The organism is Candidatus Allofournierella excrementavium (assembly GCF_048526665.1).
Lineage (GTDB): Bacteria > Bacillota > Clostridia > Oscillospirales > Ruminococcaceae > Allofournierella_A > Allofournierella_A excrementavium.
Genome location: NZ_DBGFPE010000035.1, coordinates 93390 through 118264, shown reverse-complemented (window position 1 = coordinate 118264; position 24875 = coordinate 93390). Strand labels below are relative to the sequence as shown.

21 protein-coding genes are annotated in these 24875 nt (G+C 67.5%); 6 read left to right on the top strand and 15 right to left on the bottom strand.

Translation table 11 applies throughout. The annotated features are described in order from the left end of the window. Positions 1-28 precede the first annotated feature (28 nt). From ACMI1Q_RS08800 to ACMI1Q_RS08790, 3 genes are all read right to left on the bottom strand, one after another. Positions 29-646 carry a nucleotide exchange factor GrpE gene (locus tag ACMI1Q_RS08800; RefSeq protein ID WP_177521433.1) on the bottom strand — a complete coding sequence of 206 codons (618 nt, stop codon included), beginning with the start codon at positions 644-646 and terminating at the stop codon, positions 29-31. Continuing rightward, positions 643-1677 (bottom strand): heat-inducible transcriptional repressor HrcA, encoded by a 1035-nt coding sequence (gene hrcA / locus ACMI1Q_RS08795; protein ID WP_419503512.1) that lies wholly within the window; start codon positions 1675-1677, stop codon positions 643-645. The genes ACMI1Q_RS08800 and hrcA overlap by 4 nt, the downstream gene beginning before the upstream one ends. 203 nt (positions 1678-1880) lie before the next feature. Next, positions 1881-2423, bottom strand: coding sequence for a stage V sporulation T C-terminal domain-containing protein (locus ACMI1Q_RS08790; protein WP_419503511.1), 543 nt, complete (start codon positions 2421-2423; stop codon positions 1881-1883). Between the two features lie 173 nt (positions 2424-2596). Here ACMI1Q_RS08790 and ACMI1Q_RS08785 point away from each other — a divergent pair, with 173 nt between their 5' ends. Both ACMI1Q_RS08785 and ACMI1Q_RS08780 read left to right on the top strand, forming a co-directional pair. Next, the gene (locus ACMI1Q_RS08785; RefSeq protein ID WP_394980596.1) at positions 2597-3271 is read left to right on the top strand and encodes a response regulator transcription factor; all 675 of its coding nucleotides are present in this window, start codon (positions 2597-2599) and stop codon (positions 3269-3271) included. Continuing rightward, entirely contained in the window at positions 3261-4841 is a 1581-nt protein-coding gene (locus tag ACMI1Q_RS08780) for a HAMP domain-containing sensor histidine kinase (RefSeq protein WP_419503510.1), read from the top strand. The genes ACMI1Q_RS08785 and ACMI1Q_RS08780 overlap by 11 nt, the downstream gene beginning before the upstream one ends. 156 nt (positions 4842-4997) lie before the next feature. On the opposite strand, the gene ACMI1Q_RS08775 is transcribed toward ACMI1Q_RS08780, so the two are convergent. The 9 genes from ACMI1Q_RS08775 to ACMI1Q_RS08735 all read right to left on the bottom strand — a co-directional run bounded on the left by ACMI1Q_RS08775 (position 4998) and on the right by ACMI1Q_RS08735 (position 18324). Beyond that, positions 4998-6341 (bottom strand): ABC transporter permease, encoded by a 1344-nt coding sequence (locus ACMI1Q_RS08775; protein WP_417025043.1) that lies wholly within the window; start codon positions 6339-6341, stop codon positions 4998-5000. Between the two features lie 3 nt (positions 6342-6344). Then, positions 6345-8132, bottom strand: coding sequence for a COG1361 S-layer family protein (locus tag ACMI1Q_RS08770; RefSeq protein ID WP_419503509.1), 1788 nt, complete (start codon positions 8130-8132; stop codon positions 6345-6347). 1 nt (position 8133) lies between these two features. After that, the gene (locus ACMI1Q_RS08765; RefSeq protein WP_177522725.1) at positions 8134-8856 is read right to left on the bottom strand and encodes an ABC transporter ATP-binding protein; all 723 of its coding nucleotides are present in this window, start codon (positions 8854-8856) and stop codon (positions 8134-8136) included. Positions 8857-9553: 697 nt separating this feature from the next. Then, on the bottom strand, positions 9554-11317 hold the full coding sequence (locus ACMI1Q_RS08760) for an ABC transporter ATP-binding protein (RefSeq protein WP_419503508.1): 1764 nt from the start codon (positions 11315-11317) through the stop codon (positions 9554-9556). A gap of 71 nt (positions 11318-11388) precedes the next feature. Then, positions 11389-13071: a GDSL-type esterase/lipase family protein gene (locus tag ACMI1Q_RS08755; RefSeq protein WP_419503507.1), complete on the bottom strand. Its 1683-nt coding sequence runs from the start codon at positions 13069-13071 to the stop codon at positions 11389-11391. A 204-nt stretch (positions 13072-13275) separates the two neighbouring features. Next, complete coding sequence (locus tag ACMI1Q_RS08750; protein WP_419503506.1) at positions 13276-15927, bottom strand: FtsX-like permease family protein; 2652 nt, start codon at positions 15925-15927, stop codon at positions 13276-13278. Between the two features lie 4 nt (positions 15928-15931). Continuing rightward, positions 15932-16603 carry an ABC transporter ATP-binding protein gene (locus ACMI1Q_RS08745; RefSeq protein ID WP_419503505.1) on the bottom strand — a complete coding sequence of 224 codons (672 nt, stop codon included), beginning with the start codon at positions 16601-16603 and terminating at the stop codon, positions 15932-15934. A 129-nt stretch (positions 16604-16732) separates the two neighbouring features. Then, positions 16733-17644 (bottom strand): sensor histidine kinase, encoded by a 912-nt coding sequence (locus ACMI1Q_RS08740; protein ID WP_419503504.1) that lies wholly within the window; start codon positions 17642-17644, stop codon positions 16733-16735. Further along, the gene (locus tag ACMI1Q_RS08735) at positions 17641-18324 is read right to left on the bottom strand and encodes a response regulator transcription factor (RefSeq protein WP_419503503.1); all 684 of its coding nucleotides are present in this window, start codon (positions 18322-18324) and stop codon (positions 17641-17643) included. Before ACMI1Q_RS08735 ends, ACMI1Q_RS08740 begins: the two co-directional genes overlap by 4 nt. Before the next feature lie 123 nt (positions 18325-18447). On the opposite strand from ACMI1Q_RS08735, the gene ACMI1Q_RS08730 reads away from it, so the two are divergent. Next, entirely contained in the window at positions 18448-19434 is a 987-nt protein-coding gene (locus tag ACMI1Q_RS08730) for a DUF1848 domain-containing protein (RefSeq protein WP_419503541.1), read from the top strand. Between the two features lie 48 nt (positions 19435-19482). On the opposite strand, the gene ACMI1Q_RS08725 is transcribed toward ACMI1Q_RS08730, so the two are convergent. After that, positions 19483-20055: an ECF transporter S component gene (locus ACMI1Q_RS08725; protein WP_419503502.1), complete on the bottom strand. Its 573-nt coding sequence runs from the start codon at positions 20053-20055 to the stop codon at positions 19483-19485. Positions 20056-20207: 152 nt separating this feature from the next. On the opposite strand from ACMI1Q_RS08725, the gene ACMI1Q_RS08720 reads away from it, so the two are divergent. After that, on the top strand, positions 20208-21611 hold the full coding sequence (locus tag ACMI1Q_RS08720; RefSeq protein WP_419503501.1) for a PLP-dependent aminotransferase family protein: 1404 nt from the start codon (positions 20208-20210) through the stop codon (positions 21609-21611). On the opposite strand, the gene ACMI1Q_RS08715 is transcribed toward ACMI1Q_RS08720, so the two are convergent. Further along, positions 21589-22545, bottom strand: a complete 957-nt coding sequence (locus ACMI1Q_RS08715) for a hypothetical protein (RefSeq protein ID WP_419503500.1) — start codon at positions 22543-22545, stop codon at positions 21589-21591. The two genes, ACMI1Q_RS08720 and ACMI1Q_RS08715, sit on opposite strands and share 23 nt — an antisense overlap. Before the next feature lie 97 nt (positions 22546-22642). Here ACMI1Q_RS08715 and ACMI1Q_RS08710 point away from each other — a divergent pair, with 97 nt between their 5' ends. Further along, a complete protein-coding gene (locus ACMI1Q_RS08710; RefSeq protein WP_419503499.1) occupies positions 22643-22795 on the top strand; it encodes a hypothetical protein in 153 nt (50 codons plus the stop codon). A 46-nt stretch (positions 22796-22841) separates the two neighbouring features. Here the strand turns inward: ACMI1Q_RS08710 and ACMI1Q_RS08705 are convergent, their stop codons facing one another. Next, positions 22842-23447, bottom strand: a complete 606-nt coding sequence (locus ACMI1Q_RS08705) for a helix-turn-helix domain-containing protein (protein ID WP_419503498.1) — start codon at positions 23445-23447, stop codon at positions 22842-22844. A gap of 126 nt (positions 23448-23573) precedes the next feature. Here ACMI1Q_RS08705 and ACMI1Q_RS08700 point away from each other — a divergent pair, with 126 nt between their 5' ends. Continuing rightward, positions 23574-24845: a hypothetical protein gene (locus ACMI1Q_RS08700; protein WP_419503497.1), complete on the top strand. Its 1272-nt coding sequence runs from the start codon at positions 23574-23576 to the stop codon at positions 24843-24845. Positions 24846-24875 lie beyond the last annotated feature (30 nt).

Sequence of the window (24875 nt, the reverse complement as noted above, 5' to 3'; positions counted from 1 at the left end):
GGAAGGGGCCTTAAGCCCTTTCGGCGAACTATTCGGCCACGATGACCGTGGCGTGGCGGATGACCTTGTCACCCAGTTTGTAGCCCTTCTGGAACACCTGCAGAACGGTGCCGCTCTCCTCGCCGTTCTCGGCCGCCTTCTGCATCACGGCGTTGTGCACCGCGGGGTCGAAGGGCTGGCCCAGAGCGGGGATCTCCTCCACCTTGAGGGCTTCAAAGGCGGCCTTGGCTTTTTCCAGCGTCAGGGTCACGCCCTTTTTGAAGTTCTCGTCGGCGGTGGGGGCGGCTTCGGCCATCTCCAGCGTGTCCAGGATGGAAAGGATCTGGCTCACCGCGTGGGCCACGCCGTTGCCGAAGGCGGCGTCCTGCTCCCGGGCCGAGCGCTTGCGGAAGTTGTCGTACTCGGCGGCGGTGCGCAGCAGCCGGTCCTTGGCGGCGTCCGCCTCGGCGCGGGCCTTTTCGGCCTCGGCCTTGGCGGCGGCCAGCTGGCTCTCCAGTTCCTTTTTGGTCTCTTTCTTTTCCTTTTCGGGGGCTTTTTCCGCCGCGGGCTGTTCAGCCTCGGGGGCGGCGGCCTCCTGCGCCGCTTCGGCCTTGGGGGCCGTTTCGGCTGCGGCCTCTTCGGGCCGGATGTTGGTCTCGTCCATCATTGCGGGTCCTCCTGCGCCTTGCCGGCCATGCACTCGCCGAGCTTCAAGGCAAAATAGTCAAGAACGGGCACCAGCTGCTCAAAGGGCATCCGGGTGGGCCCCAGCAGGGCGATGGCCCCGGTGAGGCCGCCGCCGGCCAGATACCGCTTGCTCATGAAGCAAAGCCCCGGCAGCGGGCGCTGCAGGTCCTCGCCCAGCAGCACGGTGGTGCGGCCGGTGCGGGGAGTGATGAGCCTGCCGGCCCGTTCGTCGTCGGTGAAAAGTTCCAGCACCCTGGGCAGAAGGCCGGTCAGCTCCGGCCAGCGCATCAGGTACTGCAGGCCCTGGGGATAGGTGCGGGCCTGGGCTGCCTGCCGCAGCAGCGCCGCCGCCGCGTTCAGCACCGGGTAGAGGTCGTTCCCCCGCTCGCCCAGCTGGGCGGCCAGGTTCGCCAGCACGGCGCCCGTCAGGTCCGCCGGGGCCACGAAGGTCAGCCCCCGGTTCAGCACTTCGGCCAGCAGCGCCGCGTCCTCCGCGGTGAGGTCAGTGTCCAGCCGGGCCACGCGGGTGCGCACGCCGCCGGCGCTGGTCACTGCCAGCACCGCCGCGGTGCAGCGGCCCACCTGCACCACCTCGTAGTGGGCGATGCAAAGGTCGTCCGCCCGGGGGGTGGTGGCCGCCACCATGTAGCCGGAATAATCCGCCAGGGCCTTGGCCGCCCCCGCCGCCAATCGTTCCGGCTCGTAGTCGAGGCCGGCGAAGATGCGGTCGATCTCGGTCTTCTGCCGGGCGGAAAGGCCCGGCGCGGGATGCATCAGGTTGTCCAGATAATAGCGGTAACCCTTGGCGCTGGGCACCCGGCCCGCGCTGGTGTGGGGCTGCTCCAGAAGGCCCAGCTTTGTCAGCGCGGCCATCTCGTTGCGCAAGGTCGCGCTGGACACAGCCATGTCGAAATACTGGCAAAGAAGCCCCGAGCCCACCGGCTCGCCGCCCTGGGTGTAAAGGGCCACAATGGCCTCCAGCACCCGCTGCTTTCTGTCGTCCATGGCCATGCGCCCCACCTCTTTTCTGTGATTTTAGCACTCATTACCTCCGAGTGCTAAATTTATTGTACTCCATTTTATTCGTCTGTCAAGGGGGTGGTGTGAAAAATTTAAAAGTTTCATGGAACGTTCACAATGCCGCCGCCTTTCGGGGCACAAAAAGGGCCCGCGCCTGCTCTTTCGGGGCGGCGCGGGCGGGGCGGAACAGCGCTTCAGCTCTCCATCTGCTTTGCAAGAAAGGCGGCGGCAATGGCCAGGGCCTTCTGCTCTTCAGGGGTGGGGGCGGCGGTCTTTTCGTCGCTCAGAAGGGCCACCGCCCCCGCCACGTCGCCGGCGGCGATGATGGGCACGGCGATGTGGATGTGGCGCGCCGCGCCCTCGCAGGGGAACTGGCAGTCCTCGGCGCGGCCGGTGTGCAGATAGACGCGGCGGGCGTGCATCAGCTTTTCCAGCGGGATGCTCACCCGCTTTTCCAGGCACTCCTTGCGGGCGGCGCCGGCGGCGGCGATGACGCTGTCCCGGTCGCAGACGATGGCGGTGCGGGAAAGGTTCTTTTGCAGCACCTCGGCGTACTGGGCGGCGAAGGCGGCCATCTCCCCGATGGGCGAATACTTTTTGAAGATGACCTCGCCGTCGCCGGTGGTGAAAATTTCCAGCGGGTCCCCCTGGCGGATGCGCTGGGTGCGGCGTATCTCCTTGGGGATGACCACCCGCCCCAGTTCGTCGATGCGGCGCACGATGCCGGTTGCTTTCATGGCGTGTACCTCCTGTGAAGGCGGCAAAAAATGCCGCCGCTTGTGCTCTGTGTTTCTTAGTATCTGCCAGTGCAGGCAAATTATACAAGCGCCGGTCCCCCGCCGTCCTTTTCGGGGCGGGGGCGGTTCTGGTATAATAAGGTAAAAGAACGCCCCGCAAGGAGGGAACGAACATGGCGCCACTGATCCTGATCGCCGAGGACAACCCCGAGATACGCGGCCTTTTGCGCCTTTATCTGGAAGGAGAGGGCCTGCGGGTGCTGGAGGCGGAAAACGGCGACGAGGCACTGGCCAAGGCCCGCGCCGAAACCCCGGACCTGGCCATTCTGGACGTGATGATGCCCGGGCTCTCGGGCTATGAGGTGACGCGGGCCCTGCGGCGCTTCAGCGAGATGCCCATCCTCATCCTCTCGGCCAAAAGCGAGGACAACGACAAGATCCTCGGCCTGAACCTCGGGGCGGACGACTATGTCACCAAGCCCTTCAACCCGGTGGAGGTGGTGGCGCGGGTGAAGGCTCAGCTGCGCCGGGCCGCCCGGGCCGGGGGCGAGGTGCTGCGGGGCGGTGAGCTGGCGCTGGACCTGGCCAGCATGCGGCTGGAAAAGGCGGGCCGCCCGGTGCCCCTCACCCCCATGGAGGCGAAGATACTGGCCATTCTGATGCGCTCGCCGGGGCGGGTGTTCACCAAGGCCCAGCTCTACGAGGGGGCCGCCGGCGACTATTTTGAAGGGGACGAGAACGCCATGATGGTGCACATCTCCAAGCTGCGGGACAAAATCGAGGACGACCCCCGCTCTCCCCGCTACATCCGCACGATAAGGGGGCTGGGGTACCGTTTTGAAGCGTGAAAAGAGCGCCGGCGGCCTGTTCGGCCTGCTGGCAAGGCAGTATCTGCTGTTCACCCTGGCGCTGCTGACCATCGCGGCGGCGGTGCTCGCCCTGTGGGTGCTCTACACCGCCCGGCTCTACCGCGTGCCGGACTGGGACAGCCTTCTGGCGGACCCGGCCCTGGCCGAGGGAAAGTGGGATACGCTGCGCCGCCACCTGACCCCCGGCAGCGGCTTTGCGGTCTACGACGAAAAGGGCGCGCTGGTGTTCGCCGCCGGCGAGGGCTTCGACCCTGCCCTCACCGAAGGGGAGCTGGCCTGCGTGCCCGCCTGGAACGAATGGGTGCAGATCGACGCCTATGAACTGAGCGGCGACGGAGCGGCCCGCCATCTGGTGGTGGCCCACACGCCGGACGGCGAAGGGGGCGAGGCCACCCGCACCGCCGTGCTGGACGAAAACTACCGGGTGCTGCTGGGCGGCCTGGAGGAAAGCCGCGCCGCCTACACGCCCGAAGAATACCGCTATCTCACCGGGGCCCGGTTCGAGAACAGCTACCTCGCCCGGGCGGAGGCCACCGGCCCGCAGGGCGGGCGCTATGCCCTGCTTTTGCGGGAGACCTACCCCACCGACGCCCAGTACCGTCAGGTGCTGGGGGGCAGCGTGTGGGTGGCGGCGCTGTTCCTGCCGCTGTTTCTGGCCACGGCGGGGCTGTTCATCTGGCGGCTGCGGCGGCGCATCGCCCGGCCCCTGGCGGCGCTGAACGCCGCGGTGGACGCCCAGAGCCGGGGCGAGGACCTGCGGGTGGGCAACTGCGGCGGCCCAAGGGAGATACGCCGCATCGGCGAGAGCTTTGACAACTTTGCCGCCCGGCTGGCCGAGAGCGAGGCCGAGCGAAAGCGGCTGGACGAGGGCCGCCAGAAGCTCATTGCGGACATCTCCCACGACATCAAGACCCCGGTCACGGTCATCTGCGGCGCGGCGGACGCATTGTGCGACGGCAAGGTGCCCGAGGAAGAACGCCAGCGCACCCTGCGGATGATACAGAGCAAGGCGGCGGACCTGGCCCGCCTCACCGACGCGTTCCATGAGTACAGCAAGACCCAGCACCCCCGCTTTGAGCTGCACACCCGGCGGGTGGATGTGTGCGAGTTTTTCCGGGCCTGGCTGGCGGCGTGCTACGACGAGATCGACCTGGCGGGCTTTTCGTTGGAGCCCTCCATCCCTGAAGCGCCCGCCTTCTGCATGGTGGACGAACTGCAGCTGCGCCGTGCGCTGGATAACCTCCTCTCCAACGCCCTGCGCCACAACCGGCTGGGCACCATGCTCTTTGTGGAGGTGGAGCCGGGGCCGCAGAAGGTGACGGTGCGCATCGCGGACAACGGCGCGGGCATCCCCCCCGAGCGGCGCAAGACCATCTTCGAGCCCTTCGTCACCGGCAGCGCTGCCCGCACCGGCGCGGGCAGCGGGCTGGGCCTTGCCATCACCCGCCGCATCCTGGAAAAGCACGGCGGCGCCATCCGGCTGAACGAAAAGCCCGCCCCCGGCCGCGCCACCGAGTTTCTGCTCACCCTGCCCCGGGCGGAAGAATAAAAAATCAGGCAGCGCCGCGCATGCCCCCTGTCCGGGGCGTGCGCGGCGCTGCCGCTTTTCCCGGCATGGCCGGGACTATGGGAGGAAAAGGCCGGGCCTGCCGTGCAAATGGGGGAGGAAACACGGGGCCCGCGGCCTTCTGGCAAAGGGAATGGGTCAGTCGCTCTTGATGGCTTCCAGGGCCGGGATGCGCACCGCCTTGTTGGCGGGGTAGTAGCCGGAGCCCAGGCCGATGAGCACCGAGAAGGCGATGGCGAAGAGCAAAAGCCACGGGGGCGTCACGCAGACCCGGGCGGGGCCGTCGCCGCCCAGAAGGGCGATGCGCAGGTTTTCGGCGGTCGGCCCGCCCAAGGTCACGATGTTGGCGATGAAGGCGGCCACAAAGCTGATGACGCAGCTCACGATGCCGCCCATCAGGCCGATGCAGCCCGCCTCGGCGAGGAAGAGGGCGCGGATGTCCCGCACATAGCAGCCCAGGGCCTTCATCACACCGATCTCCTTGGTGCGCTCGGAGATGGACATGACCATGGTGTTGGTGATGCCGATGGCCGCCACCACAAGGCTGATGGCGCCAAGGCCGCCCAGCATCATCTGCTTTTGCCGGGCCTCTTTTTCCATGGGCTCGCGGATGCTCTCCATGGATTCGGTGGCGCAGCCCAGGGCGCGGATGCGCTTTTCCAGCGCCGCCACCTGGGAGATGCTGTTCGCTTTCACCAGCACCGACTGGTAGGGCGACGCGCCCTTTTTGACCAGATGCAGCTTTTCGGTGAGGACTTTCAGGTCCTTCAGGTCCATCAGCACCCCCTCGCCGGTCTCCATGCCCTTGGAGTAGTCCTCCTTGGCAAGGGCCACCGGCTTGAGGGTGAGGCTGGTCTTGTATTCGCCGTTCTCCGCCTCCAGCACCAGCGGCTCCTTCAGCGGGTCAAAGTAGGCGGGGGGCGGGTCGTTCAGCTTGCCGGTGTCCTCGTTCCACCCGGCGGACCAGCGGTCCACCATGTTGGAGCCCTCGGGGCGCAGGGTGTCCCGGAAGTTGTAGGCCGCGTACTGGCCCAGCACCACCTCGCCGGGCTTCAGGGGCCGCTCGCCCTTTTCCAGCTTGAAGCCCATGGCCTCCATGCCGGCGGTGTCCAGCCCGGTCACCGTCACCCAGTCCGCCACATAGCGCCTTGCGCTGCCGGCGTAAAGGTGCAGGTCCGGCAGATCGATGGTCTGCCGGGGCATCACCGCCACCGCGCCGTCCAGTTTTTTCAGCCGGGCCACCATCGCGTCGTCCAGCTTCACCTTGCCGCGCCCGCCCTGGGGCGCGGTGACGGTGATGATGGTCAGATCGCCCAGCTCTGCCAGAAGCTTGTCCTGGGCCTCCTTCATGCCGATGCCCAGCGACACCATGATGACGATGGAGCATCCGCCGATGACCACCCCCAGCACCGTGAGAAAGGTGCGGGAGCGCTTGCGCAGAAGGTTTTGCAGGCACAGGCGAAACAGGTCCTGTTTGCGCATGGGTCATTCCTCCTTCGGCTGCTCCGGCTCATCCTCGCCGGGGACCTCGGCCCAGCTCCACGCGTCGGCCGCCGGGTCCTCGCCCGCGGCCTTGCGGCGCAGCCGCTTTGCCAGGAAGAAGGCGGTGCCCGCGGCGGCGGCCAGCGCCGCCGTGGCGGGGATGACCGGCAGCCAGGCGGGCCGGGCGGGGGCCAGGTCCGCGTCGTCCAGCGCAAAGTCCGGCTCGGGCGCGCCCTCCTCCACCGTCAGCGAGAGGGGGAACTCCTTGGTCTGGGTCTGTAGGTCGGCGTCCTCGTAGGTCACCTTGATGGTCAGGTCCAGCTTGCCGGCGGCCTCGGGGGTCAGGGCAAAGCCGATGCTGCCCGACGTACCCGCCGCCACATTGCCCAGGTACTGCACCTTCGCGGGGGACTCAAAGCCCTCGCCCACCAGCTGGGCCTCCAGGTTGCCGATGTCCGCCCGGCCCTTGTTCACATAGGCCAGGGTCACTTCGCCCTCCTCGCCGGCGGTGAAAGAGGCCGCCGCGGGCTGGTTCAGCTGGAAGCGGTCCGGCTGGCTCACCGGCACCGACAGACGGATGTCCGAGGTCACGGCGCTGCGCTTGCCCGCGTCCACATATTCGTATTTGAAGCTCACCGTGATGGCCTGGGCCCCGCTTTTGCAGGTGGGCACCGCCTGCAGGGGCAGCTCCTGGGTGAGGGTCTTGCCGGCGGCAAGACCGTCGTAGTGGGCGGTGTTGGAGCCGCCGTCCACCGTGAAGCACTCGCCGCCGTCCACCGTGACCACGATGTTTTCCACCTTGGCGGTGCCGGTGTTCTCAAAGGTGAAGGAGAGGGGGAACCGCCCGCCGGCGGCCACGGCCTTTCCGCCGTAGTCGAACTTCTGCACCACGATGTTGGGCACCGGCTTTTCCACGCTGGAGGCGGAAGAGGCCGCCTTGGCGGGGATGTTCAGCCGGTCGGAGGCGGAAGCGGCGGTGGCGGCGCTGCCGTAGGTGTAGCGCAGGTCCACCGAGAGGCTCTGGGCGGAGGAGGAAATTTGACCGGCCCCCTGCAGCTTCACGGTGATGGAGGCGGTCTTGCCGGGGGCGATGTCCGACACCGGGAAGGTGGAGGCGGCGTTCAGAAGGCTCAGGCCCTCGGAGGGGGCCACTGTGGCCGCCGCGTTCTTCACCGTCACGTCGCCGGTGTTCTTGAAGGTGAGCACCAAATCGAACACCTCGCCGGGGGAGATGGGGCTGGAGATGTCCGAGCGGCTGATGAGCACCAGCGGCTGGGCGGCGGCGGGCTTTGCCTTCACCGGGATGGTCAGCCGGTCGGTGGCGGCGCCGGAGGCGGGGGCGTCCTCGCCATAGGTGAAGCGCAGCTCCACCGGCAGGCTCTGGGCGCCGGCGGCGGTGTCCGCCGCGCGCAGCTTCAGGGTCACGCTGCCGGTGCCGCCGGCGGGGATGTCGTCCAGCAGGAAGCTGGACGCGCCGCCCGCGATGCTCACGCCGTCGGCGGGCGAGAAAGCGGCCACCGGGCCCTTGAGGGTCACGTCGCCCAGGTTGCGGAAGTAGACGGTGACGTCCGCCTCGCTGCCGGCGGGCAGGTCGGCCATGTCGCTGCGGCTGATGAGCACGCCCGGCACGGGGGCGGGGGCAGGCGCGGGGTCGGAAGAGCTGCTCCCGGAGGCGGCGGGCGGGGCGGGGGGCACGGTGCCTTCGTCCGCCAGCGCCCGCAGGCTCAAAAGGCTCAACGCCAGCAGCGCCATCAGCGAGGCGACGCCCCGGCGGAAATAGAACTGTTTCATGTTACTGCACGCTCCTTTGTTTCACTTCCTCCCGCACGATCTGGCCGTCGATGAGGGTCACGATGCGGTCGGCATAACGGGCCATTTCCGGGTCGTGGGTGACCAGGATGATGGTCTGGTGGAAATCCCGTGCGAAGCCGCAGATCATCTCCATGACTTCCACGGTGGTCTTGGAATCCAGGTTGCCGGTGGGTTCGTCGGCGAACACCACGTCCGGCCGGGCCAGGAAGGCGCGGGCGATGCCCGCCCGCTGCTGCTGGCCGCCGGACATCTGGGCGGGGTAGTGGTCCATCCGGTGGCCCAGGCCCACCCGCTTGAGCATGGCCCGGGCAGCGGCATCCCGCTGGGCGGGGGGCACCCCCCGGAACAACAGGGGCATGGCCACGTTCTCGGCGGCGGTGAGGCTGGGCAGAAGATTGTAGGACTGGAACACGAAGCCCAGGTGCCGCTGGCGGAAGGCCGCCAGCTGTTCCTCGCTCATGCGGGAGATGGGCGCGCCGCCGATGCGGACTTCGCCCCGGGTGGGCTTTTCCATGCCCGCCAGCTGGTTGAGCAGGGTGCTCTTGCCGGAGCCGGAGGTGCCGAAGATGCAGCATATCTCCCCCCGCATGATGGAAAGGTCGATGTGTTTGAGGGCCACCACCGTCTCGTCCCCCAGGGGGTACTCTTTGCGCAGGCCCCGCACTTCCACGATGGGCCGTTTGCGCGGCGAAGGGTCTTGCATGGCGTCCGCCTCCTTTCGAGAAGTGAGTATACCGCCCCATTCTTTCCCCTGCCTTTGCCCTGCCTTAAGATTTGGAAAGGTTTTTTATAAATGCAGGCGGAGGGGCGGTTTGAGCTTCGCTCAGGCTTGCCGCCTTTTTTGCGTCCGCCCGGGGGCATGCACCCTCGCACGCGGCATCGCTTCTGATGCAAACGAAGGGTGGTGCCCCCGTGCTGCCGGGCCGGGCGCGGGAGGAAGGCGGGGCGGCTCCCCCGTTTCGCCCGACCCGCCGCCTGATGCCAGCCGAGCCAGACGCGGCCCTGTCGCCGCGTAGTGCACCTCGGAGCGAACACGCTGCACGGTGCGAGTGCAGCGTGTCCGAAACGCCGCGTGCGGCGGCGGACAGGGGCGCGGCCACCCTGCGCAAAACTCCCTGGCCCCTCGCGCCGCCCGGGCAAGGAAAAGGGCAGCTTTGAAAGAAATGCTTCGCCCGGTTTCTCCCCACCGCACGCGGCATCCCGGACACTTTTCAGGACGAAGAAAAGTGTCCGTTCTGATGCGCACTACGTGGGGAAAACCGGGCTCCGCCTCGGCTGGGTGCGGGAGGACAGGGCCCCTCCCCGGCTGCGCACCGCGTTGGCTCCCCTCCCCCGCCCCGGCAAAACAAAAAGCGCCGCCCCCCTCCTGTTTTGGAGAGAGGCGGCGCTTGCCGTCTGTCTTATTCTTCTTCCGCGCCCACAAGGCCGTTCCACAGCCGGAAGTAGACGCCCTGCTTTGCCAGAAGTTCGGCGTGGGTGCCCTGCTCCTCGATGCCCTCTTTGCCCAGCACCAGGATGCGGTCGGCGTTCTGGATGGTGGTCAGCCGGTGGGCGATGGTCAGGGTGGTGCGCCCTTTGGCCAACGCCTCCAGGCTGCGGTTCACCAGCACTTCGCTCTCGTTGTCCAGCGCGCTGGTGGCCTCGTCCAGAATGAGGATGGGCGGGTTTTTGAGGAACACCCGGGCGATGGAGATGCGCTGCTTCTGGCCGCCGCTCAGCTTCACGCCCCGCTCGCCCACATAGGTGTCGTAGCCGTCCTTCAGCTTTGTGATGAACTCGTGGGCCCCGGCCAGCTTTGCCGCCGCCTCCACCTCCTGGCGGGAAGCCCCCGGCTTGCCGTAGGCGATGTTCTCATAGACGCTGCCGCTGAAGAGGTACACGTCCTGCTGCACCACGCCGATGGCGCCCCGCAGGCTGTCCAGCGTTACCTGCCGCACGTCCTGCCCGTCGATGAGGATGCGCCCGCCGGTCACGTCGTAGAACCGGGGGATGAGGTTGCACAGGGTGGTCTTGCCGCCGCCGGAGGGCCCCACCAGCGCCAGCTTTTCGCCGGGGCGAATTTCCAGGTCCACCCCCCGCAGCACCCGGTTGTGGTCGTCGGGATACTCGAAGGAGACGTTCTCCAGCCGGATGGCCCCGGCCTTCACCTCCAGGGGCTTTGCGTTCGGCGCGTCGGTTATCTCGATGGGCGCGTCCATGATCTCGCAGAAGCGCTCGATGCCGGTCACGCCCCGCTGGAACTGCTCGGCAAACTCCACGATGCGGCGGATGGTGGCGATGAGGGTGGTCACATAGAGCATGTAGGCCACAAGGTCCCCGGCGGCGATGCGCCCGCTCACCAGGAACAGCCCGCCCGCCACGATGACCACCAGATACATCAGCCCGTCGAACAGGCGGGTGCTGGTCTGGAACGCCGCCATGAAGCGGTAGGTCTCTTTTTTGATGGCCTTGAAGGCCTCGTTGTCCCGCCGGAACTTTTCAATTTCCACCGCCTCGTTGGCGAAGGCCTTCACCACCCGCTCGCCCAAAAGGCTGTCTTCGATGCGGGCGTTCAGCTCGCCGATCTGCACCCGCTGGCGGCGGAAGGCCGCCCGCAATTTCAGGTTGATGATGGTGGACACCACACCCATCAGCGGCACGCAGGCGAAGAGGATGAGGGTGAGCGCCACGCTGGACTGGCACAGGATGATGAAGCTGGCGGCGATCTTGATGGCGGCGATGAAGAATTCTTCCGGGCAGTGGTGGGCGAACTCGGTCACATCGAACAGGTCGTTGGTGATGCGGCCCATGATCTGGCCCACCTTGGTGTTGGAGTAGTAGGTGTAGCCCAGCCGCTGCAGGTGGGAAAAGGCGTCGCGGCGCATGTCCGTCTCCACATACACGCCCATCACGTGGCCCATGTCCGCCATGTAGTAGTTGGCAAGGCCGTCGATGACGCGCAGCACGAGATACAAAAGGCCCAGCCGCAGCACCAACCCTGCGGTGAGCAGGGAGGCGTCGGTGGTGGCGGTGTTGGTCAGAAACCGCATGATGAGCGGCAGCACCATGTCGCACAGGGTGGTCAGCGCCGCGCAGAAAAGGTCAAAGACCAGAATGCGCTTATACTTTTTCAGATAGGGCCAGAAGCGCCGCAACAGGCCCTTTTTGGGGGCGGTGTGTTCCATGGGGTTCCTCCTTTGCCGGTGGGGCAAAAACAAAAAGGCCCGCGAAGGCCTTTTTGTCGAATGAATGGAATTTACGCGGCGGGCTGCTGCTCGGTGGGCTGGGTGCTCGCCGTTTCGGTGGTGGTGCTGCTGCCGACGTTGGCAGGCGGCTGATTGGCCGGGTTGCTGGAGCAGGCGGCAGGGTCATGCCCGGTGCAGGTGTAAGCGCCGCAATAGGGGCATGTCTCATGGGTCACGTCCGTTGCCCCGCAGCCGGGGCAGGTGGTGTGGGTGTGGCCGTCCAGTTTGCTGCCGCCGCAGGTGGGGCACTTGTTGGGGCAGGCACTGGCGTCATGGCCCGTCTGCCCGCAGATGGTGCAGGTCACCGTGGGTGTGGTGCTGCTCGCGCCGGAACTGCTGCTGGAAGGTGTGCTGGAACTGCTGGCCGGCGTGCTGCTGCTGCCGGAGGACGCCGTGCTGCTGGAAGAACCGGGCACGGGCGTGGGGCTGGGAGAGGGGCTGGGCGTGGGCGAAGCGGTGGGATCGGGCTCTTCCTCCTCCACCTTGCGGAAGTGGGCGGTCAGGAACACGCCGTTGGCGTCCGCGTCGCCGGGCACGGTGAACATGATGCTCTCCTGCTGGTCAACGAAGCCGATGCTGGCCGACCAGTGGTCGAACTCCCAGCCGTCGTCCGCCACGGCGGTGATCATGCTGGTCTGCTTGCCCTTCTGCACGCTCTGGCTGGTCTCGCCCACGATGTGGCCGCCCTCACCGGCGGAGATCTCCACCGGCACCGCGCCGCTGGACCCGCTCACGCCGATGGGGTCCTGGGTGATGAGGCCGGGGGTGACGCCGTTGATCTTGGGGATGTCCTTCAAAGGCTTCGGGCGGGTGTCCTCGGTGATGTAGGCGTGGGTGCGGATGTAGCTGAACAGCGCCCGCGCGCCGTTTTTGCTCAGATGCACGCCGTCCAGCGCGAGGGTGTAATCCTTCTTGGCCCAGCCGGTCTCCGGGTCTTCCAGAGCCTCGCTGGTGTCCAGATACTTGTAGCCTTCCTCCTCGCACATCTCCACGATGGCGGTGTTCAGCCGGTCCACCTGCTTCATGGACAGGTTGGAGTTGGAGCGCTCCTGGTCCAGCGGGGGAACGGCGCTGACGATGATGTCGGCGTAGGGATAGGCCTCGTGGATGGCCGCAAGGCCCTCGGTGTAGTAGTCGATGAAGGTGTCGGTCTCCATGGTGAGGTTGTTGGTGCCGAAGCAGATGATGATGCGCTGGGGCTGCATGATCTTGACGATCTCGGGGATGGCCATCTCGCCCTTGCCCACAAAGTGCTCCCACTTGAGGCTGGTGATGTTCTGCACGCCGGCGCTCACCACGCCCACCGTGTTCTCGATGGTGGTGAAGTGCACGTCGGAGTTGTCGTCCGGCCCGTAGTACATGTAGCGGGCGGTGTTGGAGTCGCCGATGAAGAGGGTGTTGTCCAGATACTCCTGGCCGGCGTCCTCGGTCTCGGGCAGGATGGTGCCGGTGAACTCCTCTTTGTTCACCTTGCCGGCCTCGGCGTCGTAGGAGGAATCGTCCGCTGCGCCGGAAGTGCTGTTGGAGGCGCTGCCCGGCTCGGCGCCGGCGCGCACGGCGAACACGATGGCGGCGATGATGGCCACCACCAGCACACCGGCCACGCCCGCGAGGATGGGAATGCCGGCAGGGCTTTTTATAAAGGCCCGGATCTTGGCGGCAAGATCGGAAGAATTGCTTTTTTTGGAATGCACGACTGGGACCCCTTTCCTTGTCGTTGGTCTGCTGCCCGCCTGGAACAGCGGCGGGCACGGTCTCGGTGCTATTTTACACCTTTTTGCCCGCCAGTGCAAATCTTCCGCCGTTTTTTGTGCCGTTCGGGGGCGATTTTTCACCTTTTTCCCCCACTTCGGACACAAAAAAGCAGGGGGGCGGCCCCTTCGGGCCGCCCCCTGCCGTTATTCCTGCCGCAGCCGGTCCACCACCGGGCGGCGGCGGGCCGCCCGGCACGCCGCCAGGGGGATGACCGCCCCCAGCACCGCGAAGGCCGCGCCCAGCCCCAGCACCGGCCAGAGGCTGGAGCGGAAGGTGAAGAACCAGACGATGCGCTCCACCGCCGCGCCCAGCACCGGCCCCGCCAGCGCCGCCAGCGCCAGGGCCAGCGCCGCCGCGCCCAGGGTGTAGCCCAGGCCCTCCAGCGCCAGCATGGTGCGCAGCTGGCGGGCGGTCATGCCCACCGCCTCCAGCACCGCCAGCTCCCGCCGGCGGGAACTGATGCCGGTGACGATGGCGTTGAAGAAGTTCAGCACCCCCACCAGCGCCACGATGAAGCTCAGCGCGCCGCCCAACAGAAGGAACATCTGCCGGATGCTCTCGAACTCCGCCGCGAAGGTGGCCTTGCTCTCGTAGTCCAGGGTGGGGTCCACGTTCCCGGTGTAGTTCTGCAAAAACGCCTCCAGGCCGTCGCCGGCCCCCTCCTCGGCGTTGAAGGCGTAGTACATGATGTTGTCGGTGCCGGTGTCCCGCAGGAAGGTCTCGGAGCCCATCACGAACTCGTCCGCGCCGTAGTAGCCGTAGTCCAGGGCGTTGGGCACCGCCACCAGCGCCGCCACGGTGTAGTCCACGTCCCGGTACTCCACCGCCCGCTCAACGAGGTCTGCCCCGGCGGGAACTTCGGTCAGGTCGCTGTACGCCGTGCCGGTGTTCGTGTCCACATATTCCAGCTTTTCCGCATAGCGCAGGGTCACCGTGTCCCCCAGCTTTGCCCAGTGGCTGTCCGCCACAAGGTCGCCGTAGTCGTCCTCGGTGTACACCGCCGCGATGCAGTTGGCGCTTGGGTCGTTCAGCTTGGAAAGGTCGCCCTCCAGCACCTTCAGCTGGTCCAGGGCGAAGGGCTCCATGCCGTAGAGCTGGGCGGTGTCCTCCACCCGGCCCGCCTCATTGCGCCCTTTCGAGCGGAGCATGGCCTCCAGCTGCTCTTCGGTGTACCACCGGCCGTGCAGGCCCCGGTAATAGTCGTCGGTGACGAACTCCAGCACCAGCGAGGTGCGGCCGTAGACCCGCGCGCCGTCGGCCACGCCCCCGGCGGCGTTCACCGCTTCGATGGCCTCTTCGGGCAGGGCCTGGTCGGGGTTGAAAATTTCGCTGCCGGTCTGGAAGTGGGCGGCATTGGCCAGGATGAAGTCGGTGGCGGTGAAGTAAGAGGTGTATTTGTCCATGTCGAAGCTGCCCGCAAAAGCGGTGGTGGCCCAGAACAGCACCACCGCCAGCGCCAGCGACAGCATGGTCAGGGCGGTCTTGCCCCGGCTGCGGCCGAGATTGGCCAGCGCCATGGCGGGCAGCGACACCGCCTTGGCCCGCCGCCGCGCGCCGGGTTTCGGGGCGCGGCCCTCGGTGTAGCGCACCGCCTCCACCGGCGACACCCGCCCCGCCATCCGCCCGGGGCGGCGGCAGGAGATGAGCACGGTAATGAGGGCGAAGAGGGCAGCCCCCGCAAAGAGGGCCGGGCTGGCGCTCACCACCGGGGCCACCCCGTTGAGGCGGGCGGTGACGACCGGCACCAGCGCGCCGCCCAGCAGCCAGCCGAGAAGAAGCCCCGCCGGGATGCCCGCCGCGCTGAGGGCCAGCGCCTGGATGCGGATGATGCGCCGCAGCTGGCGGGGGGTGGTGCCGATGGCCTTGAGCAGGCCGTAGAAGCGGATGTCCCCCGCCACCGAGATCTGGAACACATTATAAATGATGAGGTAGCCGGTGAGCAGGATGAGCCCCAGCGCCCCGGCCAGCGCCAGCAGGGTGGGTGCGTCCAGCTTCATGCTCAGCTGGGCCCCGGTGTAGGCCCAGTTCACCCCGATATCGACGTAGTTTTCCCCCGGCTCGTCGCACTGGTAGCCGTAATTGGCAAGGATGTCCCGCAGGTTCTGCTCGATGTTCAGCGAGGAGGAGAACATCACGTCCAGGTTCCAGCACCCGGTCATGCCGTCCGCCCCCGGCGGGGCCACGCCCAGCTTTTCCAGGATGGAATCCACCCGGCTTTCGGGCAGCAGCACGTGGGAGGCAAAGGTGGCCTCGTCCTTCTCCCACCAGCCGCAGAGGGTGAAGGTCTCTTCGGTGAGCTTGCCGTCCACGTTGATGGGCAGGGTGAACTGCGCGCCCAGTTCCGGCTCCACCCCCAGCAGCTCCAGCACCCGGGTGTCCGCCGCGGCCTCGTCGGTGCCCTCGGCGGGCAGCCGCCCGGTGGTGGGGGCAAGGAACATCCAGTCCGCCTCGTTCTCGTCCGCCCAGCTCACCTCCACATGGTCCTTCGTGAAAGCGTCCCCTTCGACCATGCCCAAAAAGCGCCGCAGGCCGTGGGCCTTCACCGGCGGGTCGGAAGCAAACAGTTCCGCCTGTTCCTCGGTGATGTACTTGAAGCCCCCGTGGGCATAGCCGCCCACCTGGCGGAAGGTGGCCTGCTGAAAGCCCTCGTTGATGGACAGGGCGATGGTGAACAGGCTGGTGAAAAGCACCGCCGTGAGGGCGATGGCCAGCACCGCCACCAGATTGCGGGTGCGGCTGGCGGCCAGGGCCCGCAGGCTCAGCCGCCGCACGCAGGTGCGGTTTTGTACCTTCATGCCCTCACCCCCTCGTCACGATGCGCCCGTCCTCGATGCGCACGATGCGGTCCGCCAGCTGGGCAATTTCCTCGTTGTGGGTGATCATCACCATCGTCTGGGCAAAGCGCCGCCCCGTCACCTTCATCAGGCTCAGCACGTCCTGGCTGGTCTTGGAGTCCAGGTTGCCGGTGGGCTCGTCCGCCAGCAGGATGGCCGGCTGGGCCGCCAGCGCCCGGGCGATGGCCACCCGCTGCTGCTGGCCGCCGGAGAGCTGCCCCGGCAGCCGGTCCAGCTTTTCCGCAAGGCCCAGCGCCTCCACCACCTGGGCAAGGTAGGCTTTGTCCGGCCGGCGGCCGTCCAGCTGCACCGGCAGCACGATGTTCTCCCACACGCTGAGCACCGGCACCAGATTGTAGGCCTGGAACACAAAGCCTATCTTGCGCCGGCGGAACACGGTGAGCGCTTCGTCCGAAAGGGCGAAGATGTCCCGCCCGTCCACCGTCACGGTGCCGGCGGTGGGGCGGTCCAGCCCGCCCAGCATGTGCAGAAGGGTGCTTTTGCCCGAGCCGGAGGTGCCCACCACCGCCACGAACTCCCCCTGTTCCACGTCCAGGTCCACGCCGTCCAGCGCCCGCACCCGGGCCTCCCCTGTTCCGTAGACCTTTTTGAGGCCCCGGGTCTGCAAAACGATCATTGGTCTTTCCTCCCAAAGAAAAAGTCTGTGCGTCCTTGCGACAACACAGACTTTATCACAAACATCTTTCCCGGTGCTGTCGGGAATGTGACAGTTCTGACACAAGTTTTTGCGCCGTCCGCCCGGGCCTCACTGCCGGGGCAGCCACAGCGAAAAGACGCTGCCCCTGCCGGGGGCGCTCTCCACCTTCACATAGCCCCCCTGCCCCTGGGCGATCTGGCGGGCAAGGTAGAGGCCGATGCCCACCCCCCGCGCCTGATAGGCCCCGGGGCAGCGGTAAAACCGCCCGAAGATCTTGGCGTGCTCGCTCTCCGGGATGCCGGGGCCGGTGTCCGCCACGCGGATGGCGGCGAACATCTCGTAAAGCCGCGCCTCCACCGTCACCCTGCCCCCGGCGGGGGTGTACTTCACGGCGTTGTCCAGCAGGTTGCACAGGGCCTCTTCCGTCCACTTTTCGTCGAACACCGCCTCCCCCGCCGCTTCGCTGACTGTGAGGGCCACCCCCTTTTCCGCCGCCGCGGGGGCGTACTGGGCCGCCGCCCGGCGCAGAAGGGGCTCCAGCGGCCCCGGCGCGGGGTGCAGCGCCAGCAGGCCCGTTTCCAGCCGGCTGGTCTTGACCAGCGCCTCCACCAGCACGCCCAGCTTTTCCGATTGGGCGTCGATGGCCGCCGCGCAGTCCTGCCCGGCGGGGGAGAGGGGCTGCTCCGCCAGCAGCTGGGAATAAAGCCGCAGGTTCGCCACCGGGGTGCGGGTCTGGTGGGCGATGTCCGCCACAAGGCCCGCCAGCCGGTCCTTTTCCTGCCGCACCCGGCCCGCCGAGGTCTCGCTGGCGGTCAGGTACCGGGCCAGCCGCGCCTCCAGCGCCGAAAGGCGGCTCTCGTCAAAGTGTTCCTCCGCAAAGCGGCCCTCCATGGCGGCGGTGAGCATCTCCTCCACCCGGTCCAGGGTGCGGGCGGCCCGCCGGCGCGCCGCGAGGCCCGCCCCCAGAGCGATGATGCCCGCCAGCGCCAGCAGCGCCGCGGCGATGACCCAGCCGGTCATGGCTCCACCGCCCAGGTGTAGCCGATGCCGTACACCGTTTTCAGGTATTCCGGCCGGGCCGGGTCGGCCTCCAGCTTGCCCCGCAGCCGCCGCACCGTCACCGACAGGGCGTTCTCCTCCACAAACTGCGCTGCGTCGGTCCACACCCGGTCCACCAGCATGGCCCGGCTCACCGCGTGGCCCCGGTTCTCCACCAGCACCCGCAGCAGCTTCTGCTCGGCCTTGGAAAGCTCGATGGCCGCCCCTTTCCGGCGGAAGTCCATCCGCTCAAAGTCGAAGGTGAAGGGCCCCAGCGCCAGCGCCCCGGCGGCGGGCTTTGCCCCGCCGCGCAGCCGGGCCGCCACCCGCGCCCGCAGCACCGCCAGGGAGAAGGGCTTGGTGATGTAGTCGTCCGCCCCGGCCTCAAGGCCGGTCACCTCGTCCAGTTCCAGGTCGTTGGCGGTGAGCAGGATGACCGGCGTTTCGTCCCCCGCCGCCCGCAGGCCCCGCACCAGGTCCAGGGCGCTGCCGTCCGGCAGGTTCACGTCCAGCACCAGCAGCGAAAAGCGCCGCTCCGCCAGCGCCGCCTTTGCCTCGGCAAGGCTGGCCGCCCGGCTCACCTCCCGGTCCGGCCCCGCCAGCGCCATGGCCACGCCCCGGCCCAGGGCCTCGTCGTCCTCCAAAAGAAAGATGCGCTCCATCTTCGGCTCACCTCCGCCGCGATTTTTTCTTTATTATACCGCCTTTTTGCAAAAATGCGACCCCGCCCGCCGGATTGGAAAAAACGCCCCGGCGCGCTATAATTAAAAAGCGCACGGCGGGGCCTGCCCGCCGCGAAAACTTTTTGGGGGAGGCTGAGGGCCACGATCATCCAGACCGGCGGGCGCACCGACACCGTGCAGTATTATTCCGATTGGCTGCTGCGCCGCTTTGAAGAGGGGTATGTGCTGGTGCGCAACCCCCGCTATCCCCATCTGGTCACCCGCTACGACCTCTCCCCGGACAAGGTGGACTGCGTGGTGTTCTGCTCCAAGGACTACCGCCCCATCCTGCCCCGGCTGCATGAGGTGACCGACCGCTTCCCCGCCTATTTCTTCTACACCATCACCGCCTACGGCAAGGACGTCGAGCCCGGCGTGCCCCCCATCGAGGCGGGCATGGAAACGCTGAAAGCTCTCTCCGCCCAGGTGGGGCGCCAGCGGGTGGCCTGGCGCTACGACCCGGTGCTGCTCACGAAGGACTACACCATCCCCCGCCACCTGGAGACCTTCGGGGCCATGGCCCGGGAGCTGGCCCCCTTCGTGGATAAGTGCATCTTCAGCTTTGTGGAGATGTACCGCAAGCTGGCGGTGAACATGCCCGAACTGCGCCCGGTCTTGCCCGCCCAGCGGCGGGAGCTGGCGGCGGGCCTGGGGGCCATCGCCGCAAGGTACGGTATGCCCCTGCAAATTTGCGGCACCGACCAGGACTTTTCCCCCTTTGGCATCCGCCCCTCCGGCTGCATGACGCTGGAGACATTGGGCAAAGCCAACGGCGTGGTGTTCAAGGAGCGGGCGCACCGGGGTATGCGGCCCGGCTGCCACTGCATCGAGACAAGGGACATCGGCGCTTACGACAGCTGCCCCAACGGCTGCCGCTACTGCTACGCCAACACCGACCCCCGCCTTGCCCAGAAAAACTACTGCCTCCACGACCCGGCCTCGCCCTTTCTGCTGGGCGGGCCGGAGCCGGGGGACGAGGTGCACAAAGCCGACCAGCGGCCCTTCGCCATCACCGCCCGGCTGGACGACCCGGTGCTGCCCGGTTTCTGACGCAAAAAAAGAAGGCTCCTTGCAAGGAGCCTTCTTTTTTGTCTCGGTTCACATTTCCCGGGCAAACAGCCCCGCCCGGTGCAGCGCCGGACGCAGCGCCTTTGCCAAGAGCACCGCCACGATGGCGCCCGCCACCGCGTTCACCATACTGCTGGCCAGCTTGGTAAGCATCTGCACCTGCACCGCGCCCAGGGTCTGGCGCTCGATGCAGTACATCACGATGAAGCTCTTGCCCATGTAGAGCGCCACATAGGCCAGAACGCCCACCACCGCGCCGGCGATGTCCCGCCCCAGGGTGTGGACGGCGGCGGACTTCTGCTTCAGGCCGCCCCAGGAGATGAGCCCCGCCAGAAAGCCGATGGCGAACTTGGTCAAAAAGGTGATCCAGCTCTCGGCGATGTACATCGGGTTGGTGAAGTCGAACAGCATGCTGCCCACGCCGCTGGCAAGGCCGCCCACCCACGGCCCGAACAACAGGCCGGTCAGGGCGCAGAAGCCGTTGCCCAGGTGGACGCGGCTCACATCCCCGATGGGGATCTGCATCCAGCTGGATGTGAACACCAGCGCGCTCATCACGCCGAACACCGCCAGCCGCTGCACGCTCCAATATTTCTTCTCCATATGTATCCCCCTCTTTTTGCGGGCGGGCCAAAAGCCCTTGACTTTGTGTCCCCCGCGGTCTATGCTACCATTATACGCCGGACTGATTCTATTGAAATATCCAGAAAAAATATTTTTTATGGGGTCAGTTTGAGGAAAAGGGGGCAGAAAGCATGCTTCAGATCACCTTCTCGCCGAAAAAGGACGGCCCGCTCTACCAGCAGCTCTACCGGGCGGTGACGGCCCAGATACGCTCCGGCCAGCTGGCCGCGGGGGAAAAGATGCCCGGCAAGCGCACCCTGGCGGGGCAGCTGGGGGTGAGCGTGAACACGGTGGACGGGGCTTATCAGATGCTGGCGGCGGAGGGCTGGCTGGAGGCGCGGCCCCGGTCGGGCTATTACGTGCGGCCCTACCAGCGGCCCCTGGCCCCGGCGGCCCCCACCCCGGACCTGCGCCCCGCCCGCACGGCGGCCCCGGCGCGGAGCTGGGCCTTCGACCTCTCCACCGGCGGGGTGGACACCGGCCTCTTCCCCTTCCGCACCTGGGCGCGTATCCAGAAGGAGCTGCTCTACAGCCGCCCCGGCCTGCTGGCCCACGGCGAGGGCCGGGGCGACGAGGAGCTGCGGGCGGCCATCGCGCGGCATCTGCGGGCCTGGCGCGGGGTGGACTGCACCCCCGACCAGATCGTGGTGGGCGCGGGCGTGGAGTATCTGATGAGCCTGCTGGCGCGGGTGGTGGGCAGCTCCATCACCGCGCTGGAAAACCCCGGCTACGCCCGCACCCGGCGCATTCTGCACAACAACGGCATCCGCTGCGTGCCGGTGGCGGTGGATGAACAGGGGCTGGACCCGGACGCTCTGGCGGCGGCGGGGGCACGGCTGGTGTATGTGACCCCCAGCCACCAGTTCCCCACCGGGGCGGTGATGCCGGTGGGCCGGCGCACCAAGCTGCTGAACTGGGCCGCCGCCGCGCCGGGGCGGTACATCATCGAGGACGACTATGACTCCGAGTTCCGCTTTGACGTGCGCCCCCTGCCCAGCCTGCAGGGCATGGCCGGGCGGGAGGGGCCGGTCATCTATCTTTCCACCTTCTCCCGCAGCCTCGCCCCCAGTATCCGCATCGCCTACATGGTGCTGCCCCTGCCTCTGCTCAGCCGGTTCGGGGCGGCCTTCGGGGGCTATTCCTCCACCGTCAGCCGCTTCGAGCAGCAGACCCTGGCCATCTATATGGACGAGGGCCACTTTTCCCGCCAGCTGGCCCGGGCCAGAGGCCGCTACCGGGCGCGGATGCAGGCCCTCACCGCCGCGCTGGAAAAGGCCCTGGGCCCCGAGCGGGTGCGCTTTCACGGGCGGCACACCGGGCTGCACTTCCTCTTGCAGCTGACCGACGGCCCCGGCGAAAAGGAGATGGTGGAGCGGGCCGCCGCCGCGGGGGTGCGGCTGGCGGGCCTGTCGGACTATTATCTGGCCCGGCCGGAGCTCTGCCCGCCCCGCACGGTGGTGGTGGGCTACGGCGCGCTGGCGGACGACCAGGTGGAGGCCGCCGCCGCGGCCCTCAGGGCTGCGTGGCCGGGCTGACCGTCGCTTCCGGCTCCAGCGGGTCGGACACGGCGGCCGAGGCGGAGGGCGCGGGCGAGGCTTCGGTCCCTTCCGCCGCCGGGAACAGCCGGGTGGCGAAGGCGATGCTGTCCTGGGCGAAGTCGTAGCGGCGGCTCTCTTTGTCATAGCGGCCGGGCACCGTTTCGGCGGTGACCTCGGCGTTCTCCTTGGCCAGCCAGGTGAGGGTGTCCGCCAAGTCGTAGAGGTCGGCGGCGGAAAGGTCGGTGAGCAGGCTGCCGCTCACCGCCCGCAGCCCGGCGGGCAGGGCGGTGGGCAGTTCTTCCAGCTGCTGGCGCAGCGCCGCCTGCCACACTGCGCCCCGCAGCCGGGCCTCGCGGGCCACCGGCAGGTCCAGCGCAGCGATGAAGGCGGTGGCCTCCTCCGGCGAAAGGGAGAGCACCGGGCTCTCCGAAAGGCCCAGGCTCTCCAGCTCGCTTTGCTCCAGCAGGCCGGTCAGGTTCACCCGGGGGTCCTCCAGGTCCCCCCACACCTGGCCCAGGCTGCCCGGCGTGATGGCCAGATACCGGTCGATGGAAATGTTCAGCGTGCCGCCCAGCAGCTGGGCCGCCCGGGCAGGCCCGGCGCTGGCGTAGCTGTCCGCCAAAAGCACGGTGCCTCCCGGCCCCAGCAGCACGCTCTCGGCGGGCACCGGGCACAGGGTCACGGCGGCGTCGATGGCGTTCAGCCGCACCAGCAGAAAGGCCGGTTCCTCCGCCGCCACCGCCACCAGCACCGTCAGGTCGTTGGCCGACGTGGGCCGCTGCACAGGCACCCCGCTTTGCGACCGGGCCGCGGGCTCCGAAGCCCGCTCCTGCCAGGCGGAATAGAACACAAAGGCCCCCAAAAGGGGCATCAGAATGGCCAGTGTGAGAAAAAACGAAAGCCAGAAGGCCCGCGGGCCGGATCGGCGCATGGGTGCTCCCCCTCCTTTTGCCAACACAGGGATGTGCATGTAGCATGGGCCGCCCGGGCAGGCTATATGCAGAGGAGCGGAAAAAAGGGGGAACGGCATGAAAAAGGAAAAGGACAACGTGCTGCCCAAGATGGTGCGCAAGGTGGTCAAAGCCGCCCGTTCCAGCGACCACGACCCGCTGGGCAGCTACACCGGCACTCCGGCGAACGACGAGGACGAGCGCCCCACCCAGGACGCGGACGACCTTTGAACGAAGAAAAGGGGAGGCCCCGGCCGGGGCCTCCCCTTTTCTTCGTTCAGCGCGCCACCCGGCGGCGGCACATGCCGCGCCTGCCGCATTCCGGGCAGGTGAGTTTGCGGCGGGTGAGGGTGTGATAGCCCTTTACATACTCCGCCATGGTGGGCACGAACAGCGCCCCGCAGGCCGGGCACTGGTACCAGCCCGCCCCCGCGCCCAGCACCGCCGCGCCGCCGATGCCCGCCGCCGCCGTGACGAGGGCCAGCGCCAGCACCGCCAGGCGCGCCGCCGCGGGCAGCGGCAGGAAGCTGGCGATGATGGTGAGCGCGCACACCGCCACCACCGTCACCGACCCGCAGATGACCGACAGCACCATCCGCTTTTTGTTCTCCTGATTCTGACGCACAAGGTCCATCATGTTCGCCTCCGCCTGTTCCTTATATTCCTCTTCCTCCACCCGGCGGCCCGCCAGCAGTTCGTTCACCGAAACGCCCAGCGCCTCGCACAGGGGCAGCATCAGGCCCACCTCTGGCAGGCCGCCGCCGCACTCCCATTTTGAGACGGTCTTGTCGCTGATAGAAAGCCGCTCCGCCAGCTGCCGCTGGGTGAGGCCCAGCTCCTTGCGCCGGGCGGCGATGAACCGCCCGGTTTTTGCCTGATCCATTTTTCCGGCCTCCTTCCTGCCGCTATTGTACCGCGCCTTGCCCCCAAAAACCACCCACGAAGCGTAGAGTTCGTTGCGAAAGAGGGCGGCGTCTGGTATAATTTGCAAAAAAGGGGAGATGGCTTTATGAACGATGCAAAACAGGCTTCGCCCGCCTTCGGCGGCTTCCTCATCCTGCCGCTGAAATACGACCCCGACCGGCTGGGCCGCGCCCGGCTGGAGGCGCTGGGCGAGCCCGCGCCGGTGACCACCGCCGACGTGAACGAGAACATCAAGGCCATGTTCGACCCTGCTTCCCCCGCCTCGGTGGGCTGGGGCCGCGTGCTGCCACGGCAGGCGCTCTGGGCGTCGCTGGGCGGCGGGCGCGCGGGCGCGCTGAAGGTGCGCTCCGGCGGGCGGGAGTTCGATTTTTCGCTGGAAGAGGCCCGCCTGTATGTGTTCAACACCCGGGTGGCCTTTCTCTGCCTTTCCCTCACCTTCCCCAGCATGGAGACGCTGGCGGCCATCTGCAACCCCGGCTGGGCCAGCAGCAGCGCCGCGTTCTTCCGGCTGGACGAAGCGGGCCAAAGCCGCGCCTTTTCGCTGGAAGGCTGGCTGGACGGCCTGCTGGGGCCCCTGGGCCTGCAAAAATTCTTCGACGGGCCCTCCTCCTACCTGCTGGACGCCTACGTCTACACCTTCACCCTCGCCCCCGAATGGTTCGACACGCTGGAGGAGATGCGCGCCGTCACCTTCAACCTGCACAAGATGGTGGAGCCCGACGCCCCCATGGAGGACGCGGCGGAGGAGGACATCCGCTATGTGTTCGCCGCCCGCAACCGGGACAAAAACGCCTACCGCTGGGGGTGCTGCGTGGCCAGCCAGACCATCTCCTATGTGGTGGCGGACCCGGCGCTGGACCTGGCGGCCCAGCTCGCGGTGCAGGCGGAGGACGGGCTGCCGGTGGTGCTGCTGGCCCTCTATGAAAAATACACCTGCCTGCGGTTCACCGAATTGATGGCCCGGCTGAAGAAAGGCCGCATGAAGGAGCTGCGGGAGCTGAAAAACCTGCTGCTGAACTTCCGCGCCTTCGGCACGGCGGCCCCGGCCAACCTCTCCCGCTGGCACAACGTCAAACAAATTTTTGCGAATCTTCTGGCGGTGAACGACGTGGAAACCGCCGTGGCGGACGTGAGCGCCAAGCTGGACATCCTTGCCGCCCACCAGCAGGAGCTGGAGCACGCCCGCAGCGAGACGGTCATCAACCTCATTACCCTGTTCGGCATCGTGTCCATCCTGGCGTCGGTGCTGTCCATCGTGCAGATCCTCTCCGACGGCAACACCCTCATCTGGGCCTCCACCATCCTCACCACCGGCCTGCTGGCCCTGGCCACCGCCTTCGCTTTGCGCCGGCGCTGAAACTCAAAAGAAAAGCGTCCCGGCCCCTTT